Origin of the sequence: Methylorubrum suomiense, from assembly GCF_022179765.1 — a bacterium.
GTDB classification, from domain to species: Bacteria; Pseudomonadota; Alphaproteobacteria; order Rhizobiales; family Beijerinckiaceae; genus Methylobacterium; species Methylobacterium suomiense.
On the sequence record NZ_BPRE01000013.1, the window covers coordinates 32,721 to 53,852 of the forward strand.

14 protein-coding genes, 1 tRNA gene and 1 pseudogene are annotated in these 21,132 nt (G+C 66.5%); 10 read left to right on the top strand and 6 right to left on the bottom strand.

The genetic code is table 11. The features are described 5' to 3' along the window. Together MFF26_RS18720 and MFF26_RS18725 are read left to right on the top strand one after the other, a co-directional pair. Positions 1–93, top strand: a tRNA-Sec gene (locus tag MFF26_RS18720). Positions 94–115: 22 nt separating this feature from the next. Next, entirely contained in the window at positions 116–811 is a 696-nt protein-coding gene (locus MFF26_RS18725; RefSeq protein WP_137827732.1) for a c-type cytochrome, read from the top strand. A gap of 67 nt (positions 812–878) precedes the next feature. Here the strand turns inward: MFF26_RS18725 and MFF26_RS18730 are convergent. Together MFF26_RS18730 and MFF26_RS18735 are read right to left on the bottom strand one after the other, a co-directional pair. Next, a pseudogene (locus tag MFF26_RS18730) lies at positions 879–2,432 on the bottom strand (ABC transporter substrate-binding protein). Between the two features lie 94 nt (positions 2,433–2,526). Next, positions 2,527–3,042: a TlpA family protein disulfide reductase gene (locus tag MFF26_RS18735; RefSeq protein ID WP_137827729.1), complete on the bottom strand. Its 516-nt coding sequence runs from the start codon at positions 3,040–3,042 to the stop codon at positions 2,527–2,529. Positions 3,043–3,265: 223 nt separating this feature from the next. Here MFF26_RS18735 and MFF26_RS18740 point away from each other — a divergent pair, with 223 nt between their 5' ends. Both MFF26_RS18740 and MFF26_RS18745 read left to right on the top strand, forming a co-directional pair. Next, positions 3,266–5,398 (top strand): protein-disulfide reductase DsbD family protein, encoded by a 2,133-nt coding sequence (locus MFF26_RS18740; protein WP_373324500.1) that lies wholly within the window; start codon positions 3,266–3,268, stop codon positions 5,396–5,398. A gap of 434 nt (positions 5,399–5,832) precedes the next feature. Then, complete coding sequence (locus MFF26_RS18745; protein WP_137827727.1) at positions 5,833–7,845, top strand: M10 family metallopeptidase C-terminal domain-containing protein; 2,013 nt, start codon at positions 5,833–5,835, stop codon at positions 7,843–7,845. A gap of 346 nt (positions 7,846–8,191) precedes the next feature. Here the strand turns inward: MFF26_RS18745 and MFF26_RS18750 are convergent, their stop codons facing one another. Genes MFF26_RS18750 through MFF26_RS18760 form a run of 3 tightly spaced genes read right to left on the bottom strand, consistent with a single transcriptional unit; the run spans position 8,192 to position 10,765 of the window. After that, positions 8,192–8,329: a DUF2474 family protein gene (locus MFF26_RS18750; protein WP_137827726.1), complete on the bottom strand. Its 138-nt coding sequence runs from the start codon at positions 8,327–8,329 to the stop codon at positions 8,192–8,194. Continuing rightward, complete coding sequence (gene cydB, locus MFF26_RS18755) at positions 8,329–9,336, bottom strand: cytochrome d ubiquinol oxidase subunit II (RefSeq protein WP_238308302.1); 1,008 nt, start codon at positions 9,334–9,336, stop codon at positions 8,329–8,331. The genes MFF26_RS18750 and cydB overlap by 1 nt, the downstream gene beginning before the upstream one ends. Positions 9,337–9,346: 10 nt before the next feature. Then, positions 9,347–10,765: a cytochrome ubiquinol oxidase subunit I gene (locus MFF26_RS18760; RefSeq protein ID WP_137827724.1), complete on the bottom strand. Its 1,419-nt coding sequence runs from the start codon at positions 10,763–10,765 to the stop codon at positions 9,347–9,349. A gap of 514 nt (positions 10,766–11,279) precedes the next feature. Between MFF26_RS18760 and MFF26_RS18765 the strand changes: the two genes are divergently transcribed. Both MFF26_RS18765 and MFF26_RS18775 read left to right on the top strand, forming a co-directional pair. Continuing rightward, entirely contained in the window at positions 11,280–11,762 is a 483-nt protein-coding gene (locus tag MFF26_RS18765; RefSeq protein WP_137827723.1) for an Hsp20 family protein, read from the top strand. Positions 11,763–13,328: 1,566 nt separating this feature from the next. After that, positions 13,329–14,282 carry a TorF family putative porin gene (locus tag MFF26_RS18775; protein ID WP_137827721.1) on the top strand — a complete coding sequence of 318 codons (954 nt, stop codon included), beginning with the start codon at positions 13,329–13,331 and terminating at the stop codon, positions 14,280–14,282. A gap of 4 nt (positions 14,283–14,286) precedes the next feature. Here MFF26_RS18775 and betI read toward each other — a convergent pair whose 3' ends face one another. Beyond that, a complete protein-coding gene (gene betI, locus MFF26_RS18780) occupies positions 14,287–16,260 on the bottom strand; it encodes a transcriptional regulator BetI (protein ID WP_137827720.1) in 1,974 nt (657 codons plus the stop codon). Positions 16,261–16,513: 253 nt separating this feature from the next. Here betI and MFF26_RS18785 point away from each other — a divergent pair, with 253 nt between their 5' ends. From MFF26_RS18785 to betB, 4 genes are read left to right on the top strand one after another with little or no spacing between them, the layout of a single operon-like run. Beyond that, a complete protein-coding gene (locus tag MFF26_RS18785; protein ID WP_137827719.1) occupies positions 16,514–17,458 on the top strand; it encodes a choline ABC transporter substrate-binding protein in 945 nt (314 codons plus the stop codon). A 53-nt stretch (positions 17,459–17,511) separates the two neighbouring features. Then, positions 17,512–18,369 carry a choline ABC transporter permease subunit gene (gene choW / locus MFF26_RS18790; protein WP_137827718.1) on the top strand — a complete coding sequence of 286 codons (858 nt, stop codon included), beginning with the start codon at positions 17,512–17,514 and terminating at the stop codon, positions 18,367–18,369. Beyond that, complete coding sequence (gene choV / locus MFF26_RS18795) at positions 18,366–19,595, top strand: choline ABC transporter ATP-binding protein (protein WP_137827717.1); 1,230 nt, start codon at positions 18,366–18,368, stop codon at positions 19,593–19,595. Before choW ends, choV begins: the two co-directional genes overlap by 4 nt. Before the next feature lie 43 nt (positions 19,596–19,638). Continuing rightward, positions 19,639–21,108: a betaine-aldehyde dehydrogenase gene (betB, locus tag MFF26_RS18800; RefSeq protein WP_137827716.1), complete on the top strand. Its 1,470-nt coding sequence runs from the start codon at positions 19,639–19,641 to the stop codon at positions 21,106–21,108. Positions 21,109–21,132: the final 24 nt, after the last annotated feature.

The window sequence follows — 21,132 nt, forward strand, 5'->3', positions numbered from 1 at the left end:
GGAGGCGAACGGGGTCTGGTGGCCCTCCTGGTCTTCAAAACCAGCGGTACGCCAACAGCGTACGGTGGGTTCGATTCCCATCCGCTTCCGCCAACGCAATCTCTTCGGATCCACGATGATCCCGGTCCGGCTCGCCGCCGCGCTCCTGCTCCTCGCATCCGCCGCCAAGGCCGAGGGTGCAAAGACCGAGGGCGATCCGGTTGCGGGCGCCATCGCCTTCCGGGCCTGCCTCTCGTGCCACGCCCTCGAACCCGGCCGCCACATGACGGGACCGAGCCTGTCGGGCATCTACGGGTCGCCGGCCGGCAAGGTCGCGGGCTTCGACCGCTACTCGGAGGCGCTGGCGGCATCGCGCTTCAATTGGACGCCGCAACGGCTCGACGCGTGGCTCGCGAACCCGTCCGCGCTCGTGCCGGGCAGCCGCATGACCTATCTCGTCGCCGACGCGACCGTGCGGGCCGACCTGATCGCCTACCTGAAGGCCCTGCACGATGGCCGGACGGACGGCCTCGCCATCCCGCAGACAACCGTCCTCGACCTCAAGACGCTCGGACGCGCGAGCCGGGTCGAGGCGGTGCGGCTGTGCCGCGACACCTTCCGGGTGACGCTCAAGAACGGCGTCACCCTGCCTCTGTGGGAGCGCAACCTGCGCCTGCGGGTCGACAGCTCCGCCGATGGGCCCGCACCCGGCGAGCCCGCGCTCCTGCCCGGCGGCATGCAGGGCGACCGCTACACCCTGATCTTCCATCACCCGGCGGAGATCGGTGCGCTGATCAAGAGCGAGTGCCCATCGCCTGGGGCGACGCCATGACGAAGGCCCCGGAGATGCTTCTCCGGGGCCTTCCACCTTTCGCCGGCCGGGTTGGCCGGTACGTCGCTTATTGGCCCTTGACGATCTTCGTCTCGGCCAGTTCCAGCATGAACGTGTCGTAGGGCTGGAAACTCACCCGGTTGCTCACGGCGTACAGGGTGTGCGGCGAGTAGAGGAACAGGACATTGGCCTGGTCGTACACGTACTTCTCGATGTCGCGCACGATCGGCTCCTGATCCTCGAGCTTCGGCGTCGCCAGCAGCTTGGCGAACATCGCGTCGAACTGCGGATCCTCCGGCATGGCGCGGAAGGCCCCGTCCTTGCCGAAGAACTCACGGTGGACGACGCCCACCGGGAATTGCGGCGACCAATCGAAGTGCCACACCAGCTTCACGTCGAAGTCGTCGCCCTTCGGATCGACCATCTTGGTCTTGAGGCCGACCTTGGCGAGCTGCTCGGTCATCGCATCGAAGAGGGCCTTCTGGTCCTCGCCGGCGCCGATCGCCACCGTGGCGTCCGGGATCTTGGCGGCCTTGAGCACCTCACCCGCCTTGGATGCGTCGAGGGCGTAGGGCTTGAGGCTGTCATTGTAGCCGAAGCGGCCGGGCTGGATCATCGCCGGGATCAGTTCGGCATGGCCGCCTTCCCCCTTCTCGATCAGCGCCTTGCGGTCGATCGCCATGTTCATCGCCTGTCGGACCTTGATGTCCTTCCAGGGCGAGTCCGGCTTGTTCTGGTTGAACACGCCGACGAGCACCGTCTTGGCCTTGGCCATGACGATCTTGGCGTTGTCGCTCTTGAAGGCCATGGCCTCCGAGGGCGTCACCATCGTCACGACATCGACCTTGCCGTCACCGGCCGCGACCGCTTTGAGCGCGTCGGACTTGGAGATGATGTTGTCGAACACGATCCGCACGCTCGGCATGCGATCCTTGTTCCAATACTTGGTGTTGGGCTCCATCACCACTTCGGGTGAGCGCTTATCGAGCTGAGAGACACCAGAAGCGAGCACAAACGGACCAGTCCCCCACGGACCGGCAGCGTCGATGACTCACCAGTTGCCTTCAGCCGACTGCTTCGTGGGGCTCACGAAGCCGAGCTTGTCCCAGAAGGCGTTCGAGCCGACATGCATGCCGCGCAGCTTCATGAACGCGGCGCCGTCGGGCTTCGCCATCTTGAACAGGATGGTGTTGTCGTCCACCACCTCCATCTGGTCGTCCTTGTCGTAGTTCAGGAACGAACCCGGCGGATGGGGGCTCTTCCACGACTGGACCTTATCGAACGCCTTCTTGAAGGCGGCCGCATCGAACTTCTGACCGTCCTGGAAGACGACGCCCTTGCGCAAGTTGAGCTTGAGCGTCTTGGGATCGACCCATTCCCAGCTCTCGGCGAGGGAAGGCTGCTGGAGGCCCTTGAAGTCGACCCGGTTGGCCTCCTCCATGGTGTTCCAGGTGATCGACAGCCAGTTCACGGGCGACGGGTCGACCACCGTCACCGTATTGTCGGGACCTGCGGCACGGGCCCCTCCCGATCCCGCTGCGGCCAGGGCGAACACCGTGGCCGTCGCGAGAAGGGAGAAGCGCCGACGCGAGGGTCCCGCAGGGCGGGCTCCTGCTCTCATCGTGCGGTTTCCTCCATGGATGGGGCCTGTCGGCCCCGGTTGCAGGGCCCCCGCCGCGGCGGACGCCCATCTCGAAGAGCGGGTGGGCAAGATCTCAGCCGGCCAGAGGAGCGAGGATCGACTCCAGCTTGCCGTCCGGCGTGTCGCCCTTGATCGTCTCGACGACCTTGCCGGACCGGTCGAGGATCACGGTGAAGGGCACCGCACCGACATCGTTTCCGAGATCGCGGCCGATCTGGATTGCGGACGTTCCGCCGTAGACCGTCGGATACGCGACGCCCATCTTCTTGGTGAAGGCGCGAACCTTATCGGCGTTGTCGAGGGCGATGCCGATCACCACGACGCCTTTGTCCTTGAACTTGTCGTAGAGCCGGACGAGCTTCGGTGTCTCGATCTGGCAGGGGGCGCACCAGGTCGCCCAGAAATAGACCACGCTGACCTTGCCCTTATAGGCTTCGAGGGTCTGGGGTTCGTCCTGTAGGTTCTTGAGCGGGGTCGCGTAGAGGGAATCGGTCGAGGGCGAGCCACCCTCCGCGGCATGGACCGGCGCGGACAACGCCCAGGCGAGACATGCGAGGGCGCCGATGCGCCCCGTCCGGCTCACGACCATTCCTGTTCCTCCCCGATACCGATCCCGGGATGTATCCCGGTCCGGCCCATCGCGAAATTTTGCACAAATTAGTGGTGTGCAATTGAACGAGACATATTACGGGTGCCATGGACCGTCCAGCGGGCCATGCAGGATTCTTCCGTATCGGACCGGCTCCCGTGCCTTCTCCCGAGGGCGAGCCCCGCATCGGTCGCGAAGACGTGAGAAGGCGAGGAGCATCGGGTTGGCCGCAGCACATCGTCGTCCGCACCGGCTCTTGGCCCTCATCGCCACGATCTTCGGTCTCGGCCTCGTCCCTGCGGCGGCCCAGCCCTCCACGGCGGCACAGGCCAAGGATCTCGTGCGGGCCGAACTCGTCGCCGAGGCGAAGGCGCTGGTTCCGGGCGCCACGGCGTCGCTCGGCATCCGCATGGTGATGAAGCCCGGCTGGCACGTCTATTGGCGCAATCCCGGCGATTCCGGTCTGCCGCCCGAGATGGCTTGGCGCGTGCCCGAGGGCTTTGCGGCGGGTCCGTTCCGGTGGCCGGTGCCCGAGCGCATCCCGGTGCAGCACCTCATGAATTACGGCTACGAGGGCGAGACCGTGCTGCTCCTGCCCATGACCGTGCCCGGAACGCTCGGTTCGGGCGGGGAGGCGACGCTCGGCGGCACGCTCTCCTATCTTGTCTGCGAGGAGATCTGCATCCCCGGCTCGGCCGAGCTGAGCCTGACCCTGCCCGTGGCAGCGGCAGGTTCGACTGCCGAACCCGACCCCGCCCGCGCCGACCTGTTCGCCGCGGCGCGCGCGGCGCTGCCCGTCGAGGCGGCCGCTCCGGTGCGGTTCGCGCGCGAGGGCGAGCGGATCATCCTCACCTACGCAGCGGCGGGCCTCAAGCCGGAGGCGGTGAGTGCGGCGGCGTTCTTCCCCTATGCCGAGACGGCACTCGACAACGCCGCCTCCCAGGAGCTGCGCGTCGATGCATCGGGGCTGCATCTGTCCCTCAAGTCCGGCGACGGAGCCGCCGACCTGACGACGATTCCCGGCGTGCTGACCTTCACCGAAAACGGGACCCGCCGCGCGTTCGCGATCGGCGAGGCCACAGCTCCGGGCGCTCCCGCGGCCGGCGGCGCGGCGGCATCCGGCGCGGAGGAGGCCCTGACGCTGTGGAGCGCCATCGGCCTCGCCCTGCTCGGTGGCCTCGTCCTCAACCTGATGCCCTGCGTCTTCCCGGTGCTCTCGATCAAGGTCCTGAGTCTCGTCAAGCAGGCCGGTCAGTCTCCGAACCGAATCCGCGTCCACGGGCTGGCCTACACCGCCGGGGTGCTGGCGAGCTTCCTGGCGCTCGCCGGCACGCTGATCGCCCTGAAGGCCGGGGGGGCTACGATCGGCTGGGGCTTCCAGCTCCAGTCGCCGCTGGTGGTCGCGGGGCTCGCCTACGGCATTCTCGCCATGGGTCTCAGCCTGTCGGGCGTCGTGCATGTCGGCGGCGGCATCAGCGGCCTCGGCGACGGACTCACCCGGCGCGGGGGCTACCAGGGCTCGTTCTTCACCGGCGTGCTGGCGACCCTTGTGGCGACGCCCTGCACGGCGCCCTTCATGGGGGCCGCGGTGGGCTTTGCGCTGACGCAGGGGCCGCTGGTCGGCCTCTCCGTCTTCGCGAGCCTGGGCCTCGGCCTCGCCCTGCCGTTCCTGGCGCTGACGCTGTATCCGGGCGCGGTGCGCCTCCTGCCGCGCCCCGGGGCCTGGATGGATACCCTGAAGGGTGCGCTGGCCTTCCCGCTCTACGCGACGGTCGCGTGGCTGATCTGGGTGCTGGCCCAGCAGGTCGGACCGAACGGCCTGCTGGCGGCGCTCGTCGGCCTCGTTCTGGTCGGTCTCGCCGCCTGGACCTGGGAACGGGCCCGCTTCGCCGGACGGGTCGGCGGCCTCGTCGGGCGCGCGGTCGCCGTCGCGGCGCTGGCGGGGACCGTGGGTCTTGCCGTGCTGAGCGACCGGGATAGGGCCTCGGGCATGCGCGGCGCGGTGGCGGAGGGGGTCGAGCCCTTCACGCAGGCGCGCCTCGATACCCTGCGCGAGACCGGCCGAACCGTCTTCGTCGATATGACGGCGGCGTGGTGCATCACCTGCCAGGTCAACGAACGGACGGTGCTGGACCGCCAGAGCGTCCAGACGGCCTTCAAGGCCGGCAACGTCGCCTATCTCAAAGGAGACTGGACCAACCAGAACCCGGAGATCACCCGCCTTCTGGAGCGGCACGGGCGCAGCGGCGTGCCGCTCTACCTCGTCTACCGCGACCGCGGCGAGGCGCAGGTGCTGCCGCAGATCCTGACCGAGGGAATCGTTCTGGACGCGATCGCGGCGGGGCCGAAGACCTGAGCCGCATTGCCCGCGCGGGTCGGACGATGACGATCACGGGCGGAGCGAAGACAACGCGTCCGATCAGGGCCGCCCCGGCAACGCCCTCTCGCAAACCCGCTAGAGAAGGGTCTCGGCCTGCTCGGGGAGAGCGGGCGCCGATAGGCTTCGCCGAAATCAGCCCGTCGCCGGCCCGCTCGGCCCCTCCTGCGACATGGACCGGACCATCGGATCCGGAGCGATCCCGTCAGTATCAGGCAGCCCCAAATCAAGCTACCTTTTAATAACCTCGAACTTGGAACACCTGGCATATTTTCCGAAAGCATTTGAAAACAAACCCGGCATCGCAACTTGCATGCTTCGCTCGAAATGAATCTTTAATGCCTGCCCCCAAATCTCGATGAGACCAATACGCAGCGAGCGTCGACCATGCGCTGCTAGTCGGGGCTGGTTATATGTACGTTGCTTCGGATCTCGCGGCTATCGCCCGCAACAACGACCTGCTGAACGTGGCTGGCCTCCATGCAGCGGTCGGCACACCCCTCACCGATGAGCAGCTCAAGAGCTTCACCACCCTGAAGTCGACGGATGGCGTCTACTACAACAAGGCCCTGAACACGCTCGCCATCACGAAATCAGGCGTGACCTTCGATGGCTACGACTTCCGCGGCGTGTCGATCAATGTGCAGGCCGACAACGTCACGATCAAGAACTCGACCTTCGACGCGTCGGTCGGCAAATATGCCATCAATGCTTTTCCCGGGACCAAGAACCTCACCGTCGTTCGCTCGACGTTCGACGGCCTGAAGCTCGACAATATCGGCTATGTCGACTTCGTCGCTTCGCGCGGTGAGAACACCGTCCTGACGAACAACGCCTTCCTCGATGCGCCGTCCGACGCTGTCACGATCCAGAGCGGCACGATCAGCGGGAACTACTTCGCCGGCGGATCCTACGCCACGGGTGCGCATGCCGACGCCATCTGGATCGGCAAGACGATCGGCTCGGTCGTCATCACCGACAACGTGATCGACTGGCGTTCGCGCGCCGATGCGCCGAACGAGAACAACGAAGCCGTGCGGATCACCGGCGAGCTGGGCAACGTCTCGGACGTCCTGGTCAGGAACAACATCCTCCTCGGCGGCAGCATGACCGTCCTGGTATCGGATGGTGCCACCCAGACCCACAATGCCGACCAAGTCGGCACGGTCACCGGCGTGAAGATCGTCGAGAACGTCATCGACTTCGGCAAGTACGGCGACCTGGAGCAGACCTCGCGTCCCAAGGACATGGTCTATGCCGACAACACGCATGCCAGTGGAGGCCCCCTTACCCCAGGCCCAGAAGCCATTGGGCTTCTGCCCGATCTGTCGACCTTGAACGGGATCAGTGCGGCTTCGGCCACTGCGTCCATCATCGGCACCGCTAAGGGCGACTACATCCAGGGCGGCAGCGGCTCGAACTACATCCATGCCGGCGCTGGCGACGACGTCATCGTGGGCGGTGGCGGTCGCGACTTCATCACCGGCGGCAGCGGCAAGGACATCTTCGTCTACACGTCCCTCACGAATGACGGCACCGACCGCATCGCCGACTTCACGCAGGGGGAAGACCGGATCAATTTGGCGACCATCACGGGCGCCCCCAACGCCCCGAACGATTGGCAATGGCTCGGCTCGGAGAGCTTCACCGGCCATACCTGGCAGCTCCGCTACGGCTTCACATCGGGCGTCACGACGATCGAGGTCGATGCCAACGGTGACCTGAAGGCCGATTTCAAGCTCGAGCTGACCGGTCAGATTCCGCTGCAGACGAGCGATTTCATCCTGGCCGGGGGAGAGCTGACCCGTCCGCCGGAATCGGGACCCGGCATCCCGCCGCCGCCTCCGTTGTCGCATCCTTCCGTATCGCCCACTCCGGTTGACGTGCCAAAAGCGTCGGCGCCGAGTCAGCTGGCCGGACCCGTCCCGCCCGCGCAATCCGCAAGTCCGACCCTCGTGCTGGAGGCCTCCGCCTCAGGTGATCACGTCATCGAACAAGCGTCCGCTCATGCGATCCTGAGCGGCACGGAAGCGGATGGTCCGAGAATCGCCGCCATCAGCGATATTCTGGTGGGGCAGGGCGGCAAGGACATCCTCTATGGCGGGGCGGGCCAGGACACGTTCCGGTTCGAGAGGCTGAGCGACAGCCTGTCCACCGGGTCGGGCCGCGATGCCATCGGCGACTTCGTCGGAGGCGAGGACACGATCGACCTGCACGCGATCGATGCCAATGCCCTGACGGCGACCAACGACGCCTTCACCTGGATCGGTTCGGACGCCTTTACGAAGAATGCCGGTGAATTGCGGGTGGCATCGATCGCCGGCGGCCATCAGGTCCAGGCCGACATCAATGGTGATGAAAAGACCGATTTCGCGATCGACGTCATGACGAAAATGGCTTTTCAGGCGTCCGATTTCGTCCTTTGAGCCCGATGCGCGATCATCGACGACCGCCTCATGGGCATCGAGCATACGCGTTGAATCAACCAGGGCGGCCGCCACGCGGCATCACCCACCGAGCCCATGCGATGAGGGCAGTCCTCGGCGATGGACTGAGCACGACGGGGACGTGAAAGCCGTTCTGCGACGGCTTGCCGGGAGCGATGCCGTGCCGCTCGACCGCACACGCCTCCCGCCGAGCAGGACATCAGGTCGGCGCCGTTGTCCGAGACGATCATCACCGGCTTACCCCGGCCATCGGCGTTGCGGTCGAGAGCGCGCGAAATGCTGGCAGCCCCGATCACGCGAGCGGTCGCCGCCGAAGGGCGGTGCGTCAGCCCGCCTTGAGCCAAGCTCTCAAAACGAAGGCGACGGCACCGAGCGAGACGACGCTGCCGATCCACAGCGCGGCGAACCACAGGAGGCGGCGCCACAGAGGGGCTTGATGTTGGGGAGTAGAGGCGGTGCCCATCAATGGTACCCCGTGACGCCGACCTTCCCGCGGAAGACCCAGTAGGAATAGGCCGTGTAGATCAGGATGACCGGAATCAGGACGGACGCGCCCACCAGGAGAAAGACCTGGCTCGAATGCGGCGCCGCCGCCTCCCAGATCGTGATGCGACCCGGCACGACGTCGGGAAATATGCTGATTCCCAGCCCGATGAAGGACAACAGGAACAGGCCGAGGGCCAGCAGGAACGGCGTTCTTTCACCCCCTTGGCGCAGCGAGCGAAAGAATAGGAACGAGGCCGCCGCGACGAGGAGCGGCACCTGAGCCGTGAGCAGCACGCTCGGCATCGAGAACCAGCGCTCCCAATACTTGCCCTCCAAGAAAGGCGTCGCCGCACTGACGGCGGCGATGGCCGCGACCGTGGCCGCGCCCAGCCAGAGCGAGAAAACGCGCGACCGCTCCTGCAGACTCCCCTCCGTCCGCATCACCAGCCAAGTGGCGCCGAGCAGGGCGTAGCCGCAGAGGATGCCGAGGCCGACGAGCAGGCTGAAGGGCGTGAGCCAGTCCCACCAGCCGCCCGCATAGCCACGGCCTTCGACCTTGATGCCCTGCAGGAGAGCGCCGAGGGTGATGCCTTGTGCGAGCGCCGCGACCACGGAGCCTCCGGTGAAGGCAGCGTCCCAGAGGGCCCGGTGGCGCGGATCACGCCAGCGGAATTCGAAGGCGACACCGCGGAAGATCAGGCCGAGCAGCATCGCGATGATCGGCGCGTAGAGGGCCGGCATGATGACCGCGTAGGCCAGCGGAAAGACCGCGAACAGTCCACCGCCGCCGAGCACCAGCCACGTTTCATTGCCGTCCCAGACCGGCGCGATGGAGTTCATCGCGGTGTCGCGCTCGTGCCCCGGCCGGAAGGCCGGGAACAGGATGCCGATGCCGAGATCGAAGCCATCCATCACGATGTAGGCGAAGACCGCGAAGGCGATGATCAGCGCCCAGACCACCGTCAGGTCGATATCGGTCAGCATGACGGACTCCTTATTCGGCCGGGCGGAGGGCGTGGTCGGAACCGATCGATGAGGCGGGCGTGATGCCGGCGGTGCGGATCGGCGCCCCGGGTTCGAGTCCGGCCTCATCCCGGTGCGGCGACTTCGCCATTAGGTGAAGGATGTAGAGGATGCCCATCCCGAACACGGCGAAGTAAACCAGCACGAACGCGGTGAGCGATGCGGCGACGGCGGGGGCCTGGAGCGGCGAGGCCGATTCTGCCGTGCGCAGAAGGCCGTAGACGGTGAAGGGCTGGCGCCCGACCTCGGTGGTGATCCAGCCGGCCACGACGGCGACAAATCCGGCGGGGCCCATGGCGAGGGCGAAGCGGTGCAGTGGCGCCCATTGATAGAGCCTGCCCTTGAAGCGGGCGAGCAGGCTGAGGCAGCCCAGCAGGAGCATCAGCATCCCGAGGCTGACCATCACCCGGAAGGACCAGAACACGACGGGAACCGGTGGCCAGTTCTCCCGCGGCACGGTGTCGAGACCCTTCAGCGGTTCGTTCAAGCCGTGTTTCAGGATCAGCGAGGACAGCTTCGGCACCTCGACGGCGTAGCGCACGGTGCCGGCCTCCTGGTCGGGCAGTCCGAACAGGATGAGCGGCGCGCCGTCCGGGTGGCTCTCGAAATGGCCTTCCATGGCCATCACCTTGGTCGGCTGGTGTTCGAGCGTGTTCAGCCCGTGGGCGTCACCGGCGAGGATCTGGATGGGGGCCACGACGGCGAGCATCCACATCGCCATCGAGAACATCGTCCGCGCACCCCCGTTGGTGCGATTGCGAAGCAGGTGCCAGGCGCCGACCGCGCCGACGACGAGCGCGGTGGTCAGGTAGGCGGCCAACACCATGTGGACGAGGCGGTAGGGGAAGGAGGGATTGAAGATGATGGCCCACCAGTCGGCCGGCACGAACTGGCCAGCGGCGTTAACGGCGTGACCCTGCGGCGTCTGCATCCAGGAATTCACGGACAGGATCCAGAACGCCGAGAAGAAGGTTCCGATGGCCACCATCAGCGTCGCGAGGAAATGCAGTCGCGGCCCGACCTTGCTCATCCCGAAGAGCATGACGCCGAGGAAGCCGGCCTCAAGGAAGAAGGCCGAGAGCACTTCATAGGCCATCAGCGGGCCGAGAACGGGCCCGGTCTTGTCGGCATAGACCGACCAGTTCGTGCCGAACTGGTAGGACATGACGAGGCCAGACACGACGCCCATCGCGAACGCGATGGCGAAGATCTTGATCCAGTAGTGGAACAGGTCGATGAACACCTGTCGTCCGGTGGCCAGCCAGAGACCCTCCAGCACCGCCAGGTAGCTCGCGAGACCGATGGAGAAGGCCGGGAACACGATGTGGAATGCCACCGTGAACCCGAACTGGCACCTTGCGAGCAGCAATGCGTCAACGTTCGCCAGCATGTCGGTCACCCATTTCGGACCTTTGTAAAGCCGAGGAAGGGGGCAAGGGTTCATGCCGTCCGCGAGACCGCGCCTTTGTGACCGACGCCGAGGGAATCGCTGGGCAGGCAGAGCGCGTGCAGCGGGTGTTCGCGATCCCGTCGCCGAGGCGGCGCCATGGATACGACCGAACGGAACGGCGTCACATCACCGGCAAGGGGCGGAGTGTTGCGCGCAGCCAGGACGACTGAGCCACCAGTCGTCCAACACCCTTCAGATTCCGCGAAGCGCAACCGGTCGAGGGCGGTCTGCCGAGGCTTCCTCCGGCTCGACGGGGAGGCGCATTGCCGGGAGGTTCGAGCCTGCTGCGATCAAGACGGCAGGATCGGGCGTCAGATTTTTTCTCGAACAACGGAACCCACGCCCAACCTCCGCGTTTCGTGCGCGCGAGGCCAGTTTTCGGCTCGCATGTTGGGCGCCGGACCAGGTGTCCGGCGGCCCTCGTCATCACGTTGCTCTCAAGGAGGATGTGGTCATGAGGACCTTCGACTTCGCGCCGCTCTACCGCTCCACCGTCGGCTTCGACCGGCTGTTCTCGATGCTCGATCAGGCCGCACGGGTCGAGCCGTCGACGCAGTGGCCCCCCTACGACATCGAGAAGAGGGCCGACGACGCTTACCGCATCAGCATGGCCGTCGCCGGCTTCGGGCCCGACGAGATCGAGTTGACCCAGCACGACACGACCCTGCTCGTGACCGGTCAGAAGAAGGACGAGGAGGAGGGGCGTGCGTACCTGCATCGCGGCATCGCGGCACGCGCCTTCCGCCAGACCTTCAACCTCGCCGACCATGTCAGAGTCACCGGCGCCAGCCTGGAGAATGGCCTGCTCGCGATCGACCTGAAACGTGAAGTGCCGGAGGCGCACAAGCCGCGCCGCATCGCCATCGGCGGCACCCAGGCTGTGGCTGGACAGGACAACGTTCCGGCCCAGGTCGAACATCGCGTCAAGGCCGCCTGAGGCCGGCCTCTACCCATCGACGAGCGCTCCTCGGGGGCCCGCCCCCGGGGCCCCACCCTTTTCGTGCAACGTCGGCACCATCAGGGAGAACAACCCATGTCGATGATGGAGACACACTTCCCCCATTCCGGCCCGATGAACCCATGCGGTGCTCCAGCCTCATCGTTCGAGGCGTGGCAGGCCCGCGTTGTGCCCGGCGACGTATTCCGGCACCCGCGCGAGGTTCTGGCGCAGCCGCACCTCTCCCGTGAGGACGGGCGCGCAATCCTTGCCTCCTGGGCGTCGGACGCCTGCGCCTTGGAGGGGGCGCCGGGCCTACGCTGCCTGACCGGCAGCAAGGCCGAACCGGTGTCGGTGGACACGGTCTTCGCCGCGCTGGCCACACTCGACTGCGAGGCCATTGTGCTTCCGACCAAACGGGCGGCGCCCCGCTGGCGGGTGCGAGATCGATCGTCTCTGCGGCGCTACCTCCGGCCTCGCCGCCGGGATGACGACGACGACGGCCCGCCATCATGCCCGGCCGCCGTGAGGCCCCGGCCGAGGCGGCCGTCGGATGCCGATTCCCTTGCCCTTGGCATGCCGGCCTGAGTCAGCGATCCGAGGATGCAGCGATCTGCCTGCCTCCTCGGGCCCCGAGCAACCTGTGCGATGGAGCCCCACGGACGCCCTGAACGATCGATGCGCCGCCTTGATGGTGGACGGCAGCCTGTCACGCGCGCGATGTTGCCGACGCGGTCGGTCACCTCGCCCGGCCTTCTGGCGCTCCCGGTCGAACTCATGGCGCCCGTCCGGTCGGACCTCCAGCGGGCGGGCATCTCGGTCCGCCCCGGCCACGTGGCCAATGCGCTGCCGCAGCCCGACCGCCGGCAAGCCAGAGGTTGCCCACCGGGGTGTCGAATGCTCCATGAGCGGAGCGTGACACGGAGCAGCAATGCCCCGGATCGAGTCAGCGCTGCCCGCACGGCGAAACCGAGGCGATGAGTGTCCACGGTGCCGGACTAAGCGGCGATCGCTTTGTCGGACCGGGCGAGCGCTTTGGAATCGGAGCGCGGAACCTCATGCCGCAGGCGACCGCCGAGGCGTTCTACGGGTGATTCACCTGGCGAAACGGGTCAGCGATCCGATTGACGAGCAGACGGATACCGCCTCACCCAAAGACACTTGAAATCATTGTCGCTTCCGAGATCCACACGGGTGGCAATTATTATAAATTTCCGCTCGATACATCCTATGGCTATCAGGCATATCGATCAATAATCTGACCAATTGAATGTCTGACAGCAGTCGAACGGGCACTCATAAATCAGGCGCGATCTTTACGAATGCAATTTGTCTTATAAAAAGTCTATTTTTCACTCTATTTGTTGCAATAATGCATCACAAGCGCTTGCGGTGCTAAGCCAGCCATTGAACGCGTGACACGAGGCGCCGCAGTATCGATCATTGCTTGGGGACGCGGATCTTACTTGAACAAGCCAATCCTGTTCTTGTCGATCGAGATTGATCGGGAACAAGTCAGGCTTGGCCAAGCTCCGCCTCGCGCTCTGGACTATGATCGGAAACCGGATGTCTCTTCGTTCCGCATCGCAGGTTGCACTTCTCGCCCTCGCCGTGCCGAGCTTCGCCCAAGCCGCCGACGCACCAACGCCGTCCGCCCCGCCGGTCGATCCGCAGGTTGTGTCGGCCGCCTTCGGCTTTCGCTATGTGACCGATTACATCTCGCGCGGCATCTCTCAGACCAATCGGAATCCGGGCGCGCAGGGCTATCTGGAGTTCCAGATGCTCGACGGCCTGTACTATGTCGGCATCTCCGGCGAACAGGTCGATCTGCCGAACCGGCCGACCATGGAGATGGATTTTTCCGCCGGCATTCGCCCGACCTTCGGGGCGTGGAGCTTCGATCTCGGCTACCTGTTCTATAACTATCCGGGCGAACGAGCGCTGATCGGCGCCGATGGCACGATCTTTACTGCCAACAATGCCGATTACTACGAGTTCGCGGGCAAATCGGCTTACGCGGTCAACGATGCCCTGACCCTCGGTTTCAACGCCTATTACTCACCGAGTTACTTCGGCACCCATGCGCCGGGCACCTACATCGCGGGTATCGCCAAATACGTGATCCCCGAAGGATTGTTCGGCCTGATGCCGTCCGGCTTCCTGCTCTCGGCGGAAGTCGGCCATTATTTCATCGGCACAACACGGGCCTCGTTCGGGCGGTTCAACCTGCCGGACTACACCTATGGCAATGTCGGCATCGCCTATACGGCCAAGAACTTCACCCTTGACGTGCGCTACCACGACACCACGATGAACAAGACCGAGTGCGGCCTTATCACCGCCGATCCGCGGGGCATCGCCAACGGCACCTTCACGTCGAAATGGTGCGGGCCGGCAATCGTCGCGACCCTGTCCTTCGACGTCACGTCGAAGGATCCCGGCATCTTTGCCAGCCAGGAGACCCTGGCCCCTTCTGTTCCGGGCCGCACCAGCGACGCGGAAGGGCCGGCGGTGCGATAGGGGTTCAGCCGCGAGGGGCGACGATGCGCCGGGGGTGGGCGTGGACCACTGCCTCTGCGGCCGCACAGGGAAGCGTGCCCCATCCCTCGTCGTTGACGACGACGAGGGCGCGGTCGAGCCGCTCGGCGACGGCCTGGGCCCGGTCCGCCTCGCCCGCGAACAGGGCCACGGCCCCGTCCGACGGCCCACGCCGCAGGCGCCCTACGAGCGCATCCGTATCGGCGAAGGGGATCAGTGTCACCACCGGCGCGAAGCTGGAGGTTCGCACCAGTGTCGAGTCCTCGTTGCAGCCATCGAGCACGGTCGGGGCCAGACAGACGGGCGCGCCGTCCCGCCGCGGCAGGGCACGACCGCCGGTCACCAATCGGGCGCCGGATCGGCAATCGGCGGCGATCAATTCCAGCACCCAGGCGCGGTGCCGCTCCGACAACAGGGGCCCGAGATCGGTCGCGGGATCCCGGGGATCACCGGCGCGCAGCTGGTCCGCGCCCTCGGCCAGACATTCCACGAGACCGGCGCGCGCGGTCTCGTGGACGTAGACGATCGTCTCGCTCAGGAAATCCGTGGCGCGCCACGCGGCCGTTGCGTCGAGGAGGCGCGCGGCGGCGCGCTCCGGGTCGGCCCCCGATAGGATCAGGGCGGTACCCTTCGGGCGCGTCGCCCAGAATGTCCCATCCGGGTCCGACGCGCCGTCCACGAAGCGCAGAGCTTCGGTGCGAAGCACCTCGGGTTGCCGCTCGAGGAGCCGCAGCGAGAGCGCGTCTCCGCGCAGCAGCACGAGGGCCCCCTCGGGCAGACCCGCCTTCCGGAAGAGACCGAGCAGGCGATCGGCGGTCTCGCCGGCCTGCCCGTCCGCGCAGGCGATCACCGCGTTGCCCTGCGCGAGCCACGCCGCGGATTGGCACAGTTCGACGAGGCAACGGCTCCACGGGATATGCGCCGCGACGAGTCCGGCGGGACGGTGACGGGTCCGGCATTCCCGACCGCCCGCGAGTTCGATCCGGGACGGAGCAAGGCCCGCCGCGAGCCCGGCTGCGCGCTCCAGCGAAGCGATGGCACAGGCGAGGTCGGGGCCACCCGTGATCCGCAGCGGCCGGCCGGTCTCCAGGCTCTCGCCATGGGCCAGCGAGGCGCCGTCCCGCCGGAGTGCCTCGGCGCATCGCTGGAACACCTCGGAGCGCTCGGCCGGATGCATCCCGGCCCATTCCGAGGCGCCGCGCCTGGCATCCTGTACCCCGCGGCGGATCTCGGTGTCGCGGGCGGGGGCGAGGCGGGTGTTGCCGATGCCGGTGACGGGGCTGACGAACAGAAGCGGTTCCGGCGGCGGTTCGGGCAGCAACAGGGGGAGCGGCCGGACCGGCTCGGCCTCGATCCCGGCGGTGGGGGCGGCCAGCAGGCCATCGATGAAGGAGCGGACGAGAGCACGGGCGCTCGCCCCGTCGCTCCCGATCGCGCCGTCGCCGATATGCGAGCGCAGCCAGAGGCCATCGATCATCGCGGCGATCATCGTGGCGTAAGCGGGCACACAATCCGGTGCGACCATCCCCTTGAGACCGTGGCGCAGGTTGGCCGTCATGCGCCGCTGGTAGATTCGCTGGACCCGCTTGTAGCGCTCCGAATGGGTCAGCTGCCCCCAGAAGGCGAGCCAGACCGCGCTGGTGCGGCTCTCGAACTGGTCGTCGGAGAGGGCGGCGTCACTCACGGCAAACAGGCGGTCCCGCCGGGTCGCCGCCTTGCGCAAGCCCTCGGCGGTGGCCCGGGTGAGACTGGCGGCCATGAAGCGGAGCGTTGCCTCCAACAATCCGTCCTTGTCGCCGAAATAATGGGCGAACAGCCCTGTCGAGACTTTGGCGCGCCGCGCGATCTCGCTCAGGGAGGCGGCGCGAAAACCGACATCGCCCAAAGTCTCGATCGTCGCCTGGATCAGGTGGCGCCGACGGGCCTCTTCGAAGCTCTCGGCCGATTGCGGGGCGGTCATCCTCGTCTCCTAGTGACGCATTGAATGGTCATTCAAAAATAATGCACTGGCAAGAGTCGAGCCATCGCCGCCCACACGGTGCGACGCAAAAGAAAGCTACTCTGCGTGCCGCAATGCAGCACGTAACGGCAGAGTGCTGAGACATAGGCACGTAATGCTGAAATTTTTTGCGTGACACCCGTACATAAGTTGGTATTGAACGAGCGTTCAAGAAATTTCCCGCCCGAATCGGGCGAGCATTGAGAAGGCTCGCATGACACGCTTCTCTGTCCGCGCCCTTTATGCCGGCTTCGCCCTCGCGACATTGGCCACAGGAGCCGCCGCCGATCCGGCCGCCTGCCGAACCGTCCGCTTCTCCGATGTGGGATGGACCGACATCTCCGCGACGACCGCGCTCGCGTCGAGCCTGCTCGAAAGCATCGGGTACGGCCCCAAAACGCAGATCCTGTCGGTGCCCGTCACCTACGCATCGATGGGCTCGAAGAACATCGATGCCTTCCTCGGCAATTGGATGCCGACCATGGAGGCGGACCGGAAACCGTATCTGGAGCAGGGCAAGGTCGAAGTGCTCGGCCCGAATCTTACAGGAGCCAAGTACACCCTCGCGGTTCCTGACTATCTTTACGAGCAGGGACTACAAAGCTTCGCCGACATCACCAAGTTCCGCCGCCCGTTGAAGGGCAAGATCTACGGGATCGAACCGGGCAACGACGGCAACCGAACGATCCTCGGCATCATCAAGGACAACAAGTACGGCCTCGGCAATTTCGACATCGTCGAGTCGAGCGAGCAGGGCATGCTGGCCCAGGTCGAGCGGGCGATCCAGCGCAAGGAACCGGTGCTGTTCCTGGGCTGGGAGCCGCACCCGATGAACACCAAGTTCAAGATCAAGTATCTGTCCGGCGGTGACGACACCTTCGGTCCGAATTTTGGCGGAGCCGAGATCTTCACCAATCTCCGCGCCGGCTACGCTGCGGAATGCCCCAATCTCGGGCGGTTCTTCAAAAACCTCACCTTCGATCTGACGACCGAGAACGTCGTCATGGGCAAAATCCTGCTCGACGGGATGCCGCCCGAAAAAGCCGCTGCCGCGTGGCTGAAGGACAATCCCGAGATCTGGTCGCGCTGGCTCGACGGCGTCGAGACCTTCGACGGAAAGCCCGCGCTGCCGGCCGCGCGAGCCAGCCTCCTGCGCTGACGCCGGACCGCCCCGGCGATCGCCCCCTCACTCCCTGCCACGCGGAGGCGCCCATGTACGACTGGATCGTCGATCACAAGCTTTCCCTCGGCATCTGGCTCAAGGCCCTGGTCGATTTCCTGAACGTGCATGCTCAGGCTGTGTTCGACTTCATCTCCGTCGTTCTCAGCGCGACGGTGGACGGGCTGACGCAGGCGCTTCAAATGGTGCCGCCGCTCGGTTTGATCGGGGCCTTCGCCGCCGCCGCCTACTGGCTGCACCGCTCGCTCGCGCTCTCGCTCTTCATCGTTCTCTCGCTGCTCTTAGTGGTCAATCTCGGCTACTGGGATGCCACGATGGAGACGCTCTCCCTCGTGCTGTGGTCAACGCTCACCTGCGTGCTGATCGGCGTGCCCGTGGGCATCGCGGCGGCGCATCGCCCGGTCTTCTACGCGGCGATCCGGCCGATCCTCGATCTGATGCAGACGATCCCGACCTTCGTCTACCTGATCCCGACGCTGGTGCTGTTCGGCCTCGGCACGGTGCCGGGCATCATCTCCACCGTCATCTTCGCGCTCCCGGCGCCGATCCGCCTGACGCAGCTCGGCATCGCCTCGGTCCCGACCAGCCTGCGCGAGGCAGCGCTCGCCTACGGCGCGACCCGGACGCAGATGCTGTTCAAGGTCGAGCTGCCTCACGCCCTGCCGACGATCCTGGCCGGCGTGACCCAATGCATCATGCTCAGCCTGTCGATGGTGGTCATCGCCGCCCTCGTCGGGGCCGACGGCCTCGGCAAGCCGGTGGTGCGCGCCCTCAACACGGTCAACATCGCGATGGGCTTCGAGGCGGGCCTCTCCATCGTGGTGCTCGCGATCATCCTCGATCGCGTGTGCAAACGGCCCGCACCCCGTGTCCGAAAGGCTACCCGATGACGGTCGCGCCCTTGAACGCCTTCGACCTCGATGCCGCCACGCCGCTCGTGGCGGCCGACAGGACCGAGAACGCGGTCGAATTGCGAAACGTGGACATCGTCTTCGGCCGCAACATCGCCAAGGCGCTGGCCCTGTCCGATCGAGGCGAGGGCCGCGAGCACATCCGCGAGCAGGTCGGCGCCCTCATGGGCACCTTCAAGGTCAATCTCGACATCCGCCGCGGTGAGATCTGCGTGCTGATGGGCCTGTCGGGTTCGGGCAAGTCGACCGTGCTCCGGGCGATCAACGGCTTGAACCGCGTCGCCCGCGGCAGCGTCCTCGTGCATCACCGCGGCCAACCGGTCGACGTCACGACGTGCAGATCCGCCACCTTGCGCGACATTCGGCTCAACACCGTTTCGATGGTGTTCCAGCAATTCGGCCTGCTGCCCTGGCGCAGCGTGCGCGACAATGTCGGCTTCGGGCTCGAACTGCGCGGCGTTGGCGGACCTGAGCGCGCCCGCATCGTCGACGAGAAGCTCGCCATGGTCGGGCTGTCGGGCTGGGCCGACAAGACCGTGCAGGAACTGTCCGGCGGCATGCAGCAGCGCGTCGGCCTCGCCCGCGCGTTCGCCACCGACGCCGACATCCTGCTGATGGATGAGCCGTTCTCCGCCCTGGATCCGCTGATCCGCGACAAGCTCCAAGACGATCTGCTCGATCTTCAGCGCAAACTTCACAAGACCATCGTCTTTGTCAGCCACGACCTGTCGGAGGCGCTGAAGATCGGCAACCGCATCGCCATCATGGAGGGCGGGCACGTCGTACAGTTCGGCACCGCCGCCGACATCCTGCTGCGGCCGGCCAACGATTACGTGGCCGAATTCGTCAAGCACATGAATCCGCTCGATGTGCTGACCGCGGAGGCGGTGATGCGCCCGGCCCACGACCTCCCGGTCGAGGGCGATATGCTCCTGCTCCACGGATCGTCCGGCCTGCGTCTGACCCTCGATGCGGCCGGTCGGCCGGCTGCGGCGGAGGTCGAGGGCCGGCCGGTGGCGCTTGCGACCGATGGCGGCGAGGCCGACGGGCTCGTCGTTGTCCGGTCCGACCTGCCGCTCAAGACGGTGATCGCCCTGCGCGACCGCGCCCGTCATCCGCTCGTCTTCGTGGACGAGACGGGGCGCTTCGCGGGGCTCTGCGATCACGGCGAGATCTACCGGGCGCTTCTGCGGAAAAACGCCTGACCCGCCGCCCGCATCGATGCCTTCCGCTCGCGAACGTGACGTCATGAACCTCAACCAACCCCTCCGTCCCTATATCGGCGGCAGCGTCGCCCGCGATGACGGACGCCGGACCTTCGCCTCGATCAATCCCGCCGACGGAACGGTTCTGGCCCAGGTCGAGCACGCGACCCGCGCCGACCTCGAGGCGGCCTTGGCCAGCGCGGCCGAGGGGCAGGCCGTATGGGCGCGCATGCCGGCGCGGGAGCGCGGCCGGGTGCTGCACCGGGCGGTCGCGATCCTGCGGGAGCGCAACGACGCGCTGGCGCGCCTCGAGACCCTGGATACCGGCAAGCCGATTGCCGAAACCCGCCATGTCGACATCGTCACCGGTGCCGACGTGCTCGAATATTATGCCGGCCTCGCCCCGGCGCTCGAAGGCCGACAGATCCCGTTGCGGGAGACTTCCTTCGTCTATACGCGGCGCGAGCCGCTCGGCATCGTCGCCGGCATCGGTGCCTGGAACTATCCGATCCAGATCGCCCTGTGGAAGTCGGCCCCGGCGCTGGCGGCCGGCAATGCGATGATCTTCAAGCCGAGCGAGGTGACGCCGCTCTCGGCCTTCGCGCTGGCCGAGATCTACACCGAGGCGGGCCTGCCCGACGGTGTGTTCAACGTGCTGGCCGGGCTTGGGCCGGAAATCGGCGCGTGGCTCACCGGCCATCCCGGCATCGCAAAGATCTCGTTCACCGGGGGCACCGCCACGGGCACTCGCATCATGGCCAGCGCCGCCGCGGCGCCGCTGCGGGAGGTGACCCTCGAACTCGGCGGCAAGTCGCCGCTGATCGTTCTGGACGACGCCGACCTTAATCGGGCCGCCGACATCGCGCTGGCCGCCAATTTCTTCAGCTCGGGCCAGGTCTGCACCAACGGCACGCGCGTGTTCGTGCCCGCGGCTCTCAAGGGCGCCTTCGAGGAGCGCGTGCTCGCCCGCGTCGCCCGCATCCGTGTGGGCGATCCCCTCGACGAGGCAACCAATTTCGGCCCGCTCGCGAGCTTCGCCCACCGGGACAAGGTGCTCGGCTTCATCCGCTCAGGCCTGCGTCAGGGGGCACGCCTCCTCACCGGCGGCGAGCCGCCGGGCGGGACGCTCGCCGCCGGCGCCTACGTCGCCCCGACGGTCTTCACCGACTGCGCCGACGACATGGAGATCGTGCGCGAGGAGATCTTCGGGCCGGTGATGAGCATCCTCGCCTACGAGACCGAGGCGGAGGTGCTCGCCCGCGCCAACGCCACGGCCTACGGCCTCGCCGCGGGCGTCGTGACGACGCGGCTGGAGCGCGCCCACCGCCTCGTCCACGGGCTCCAAGCCGGGATCTGCTGGATCAACACCTGGGGCGAGTCTCCGCCCGAGATGCCGGTCGGCGGGTACAAGCAATCGGGGATCGGCCGCGAGAACGGCGTCGAGACCCTGGAGCGCTACACGCAGGTCAAATCGATCCAAGTCGAACTGTCCGATTTCGCAGCCGTCTTCTGAGACGCGACCGTACCCTTTCACGGA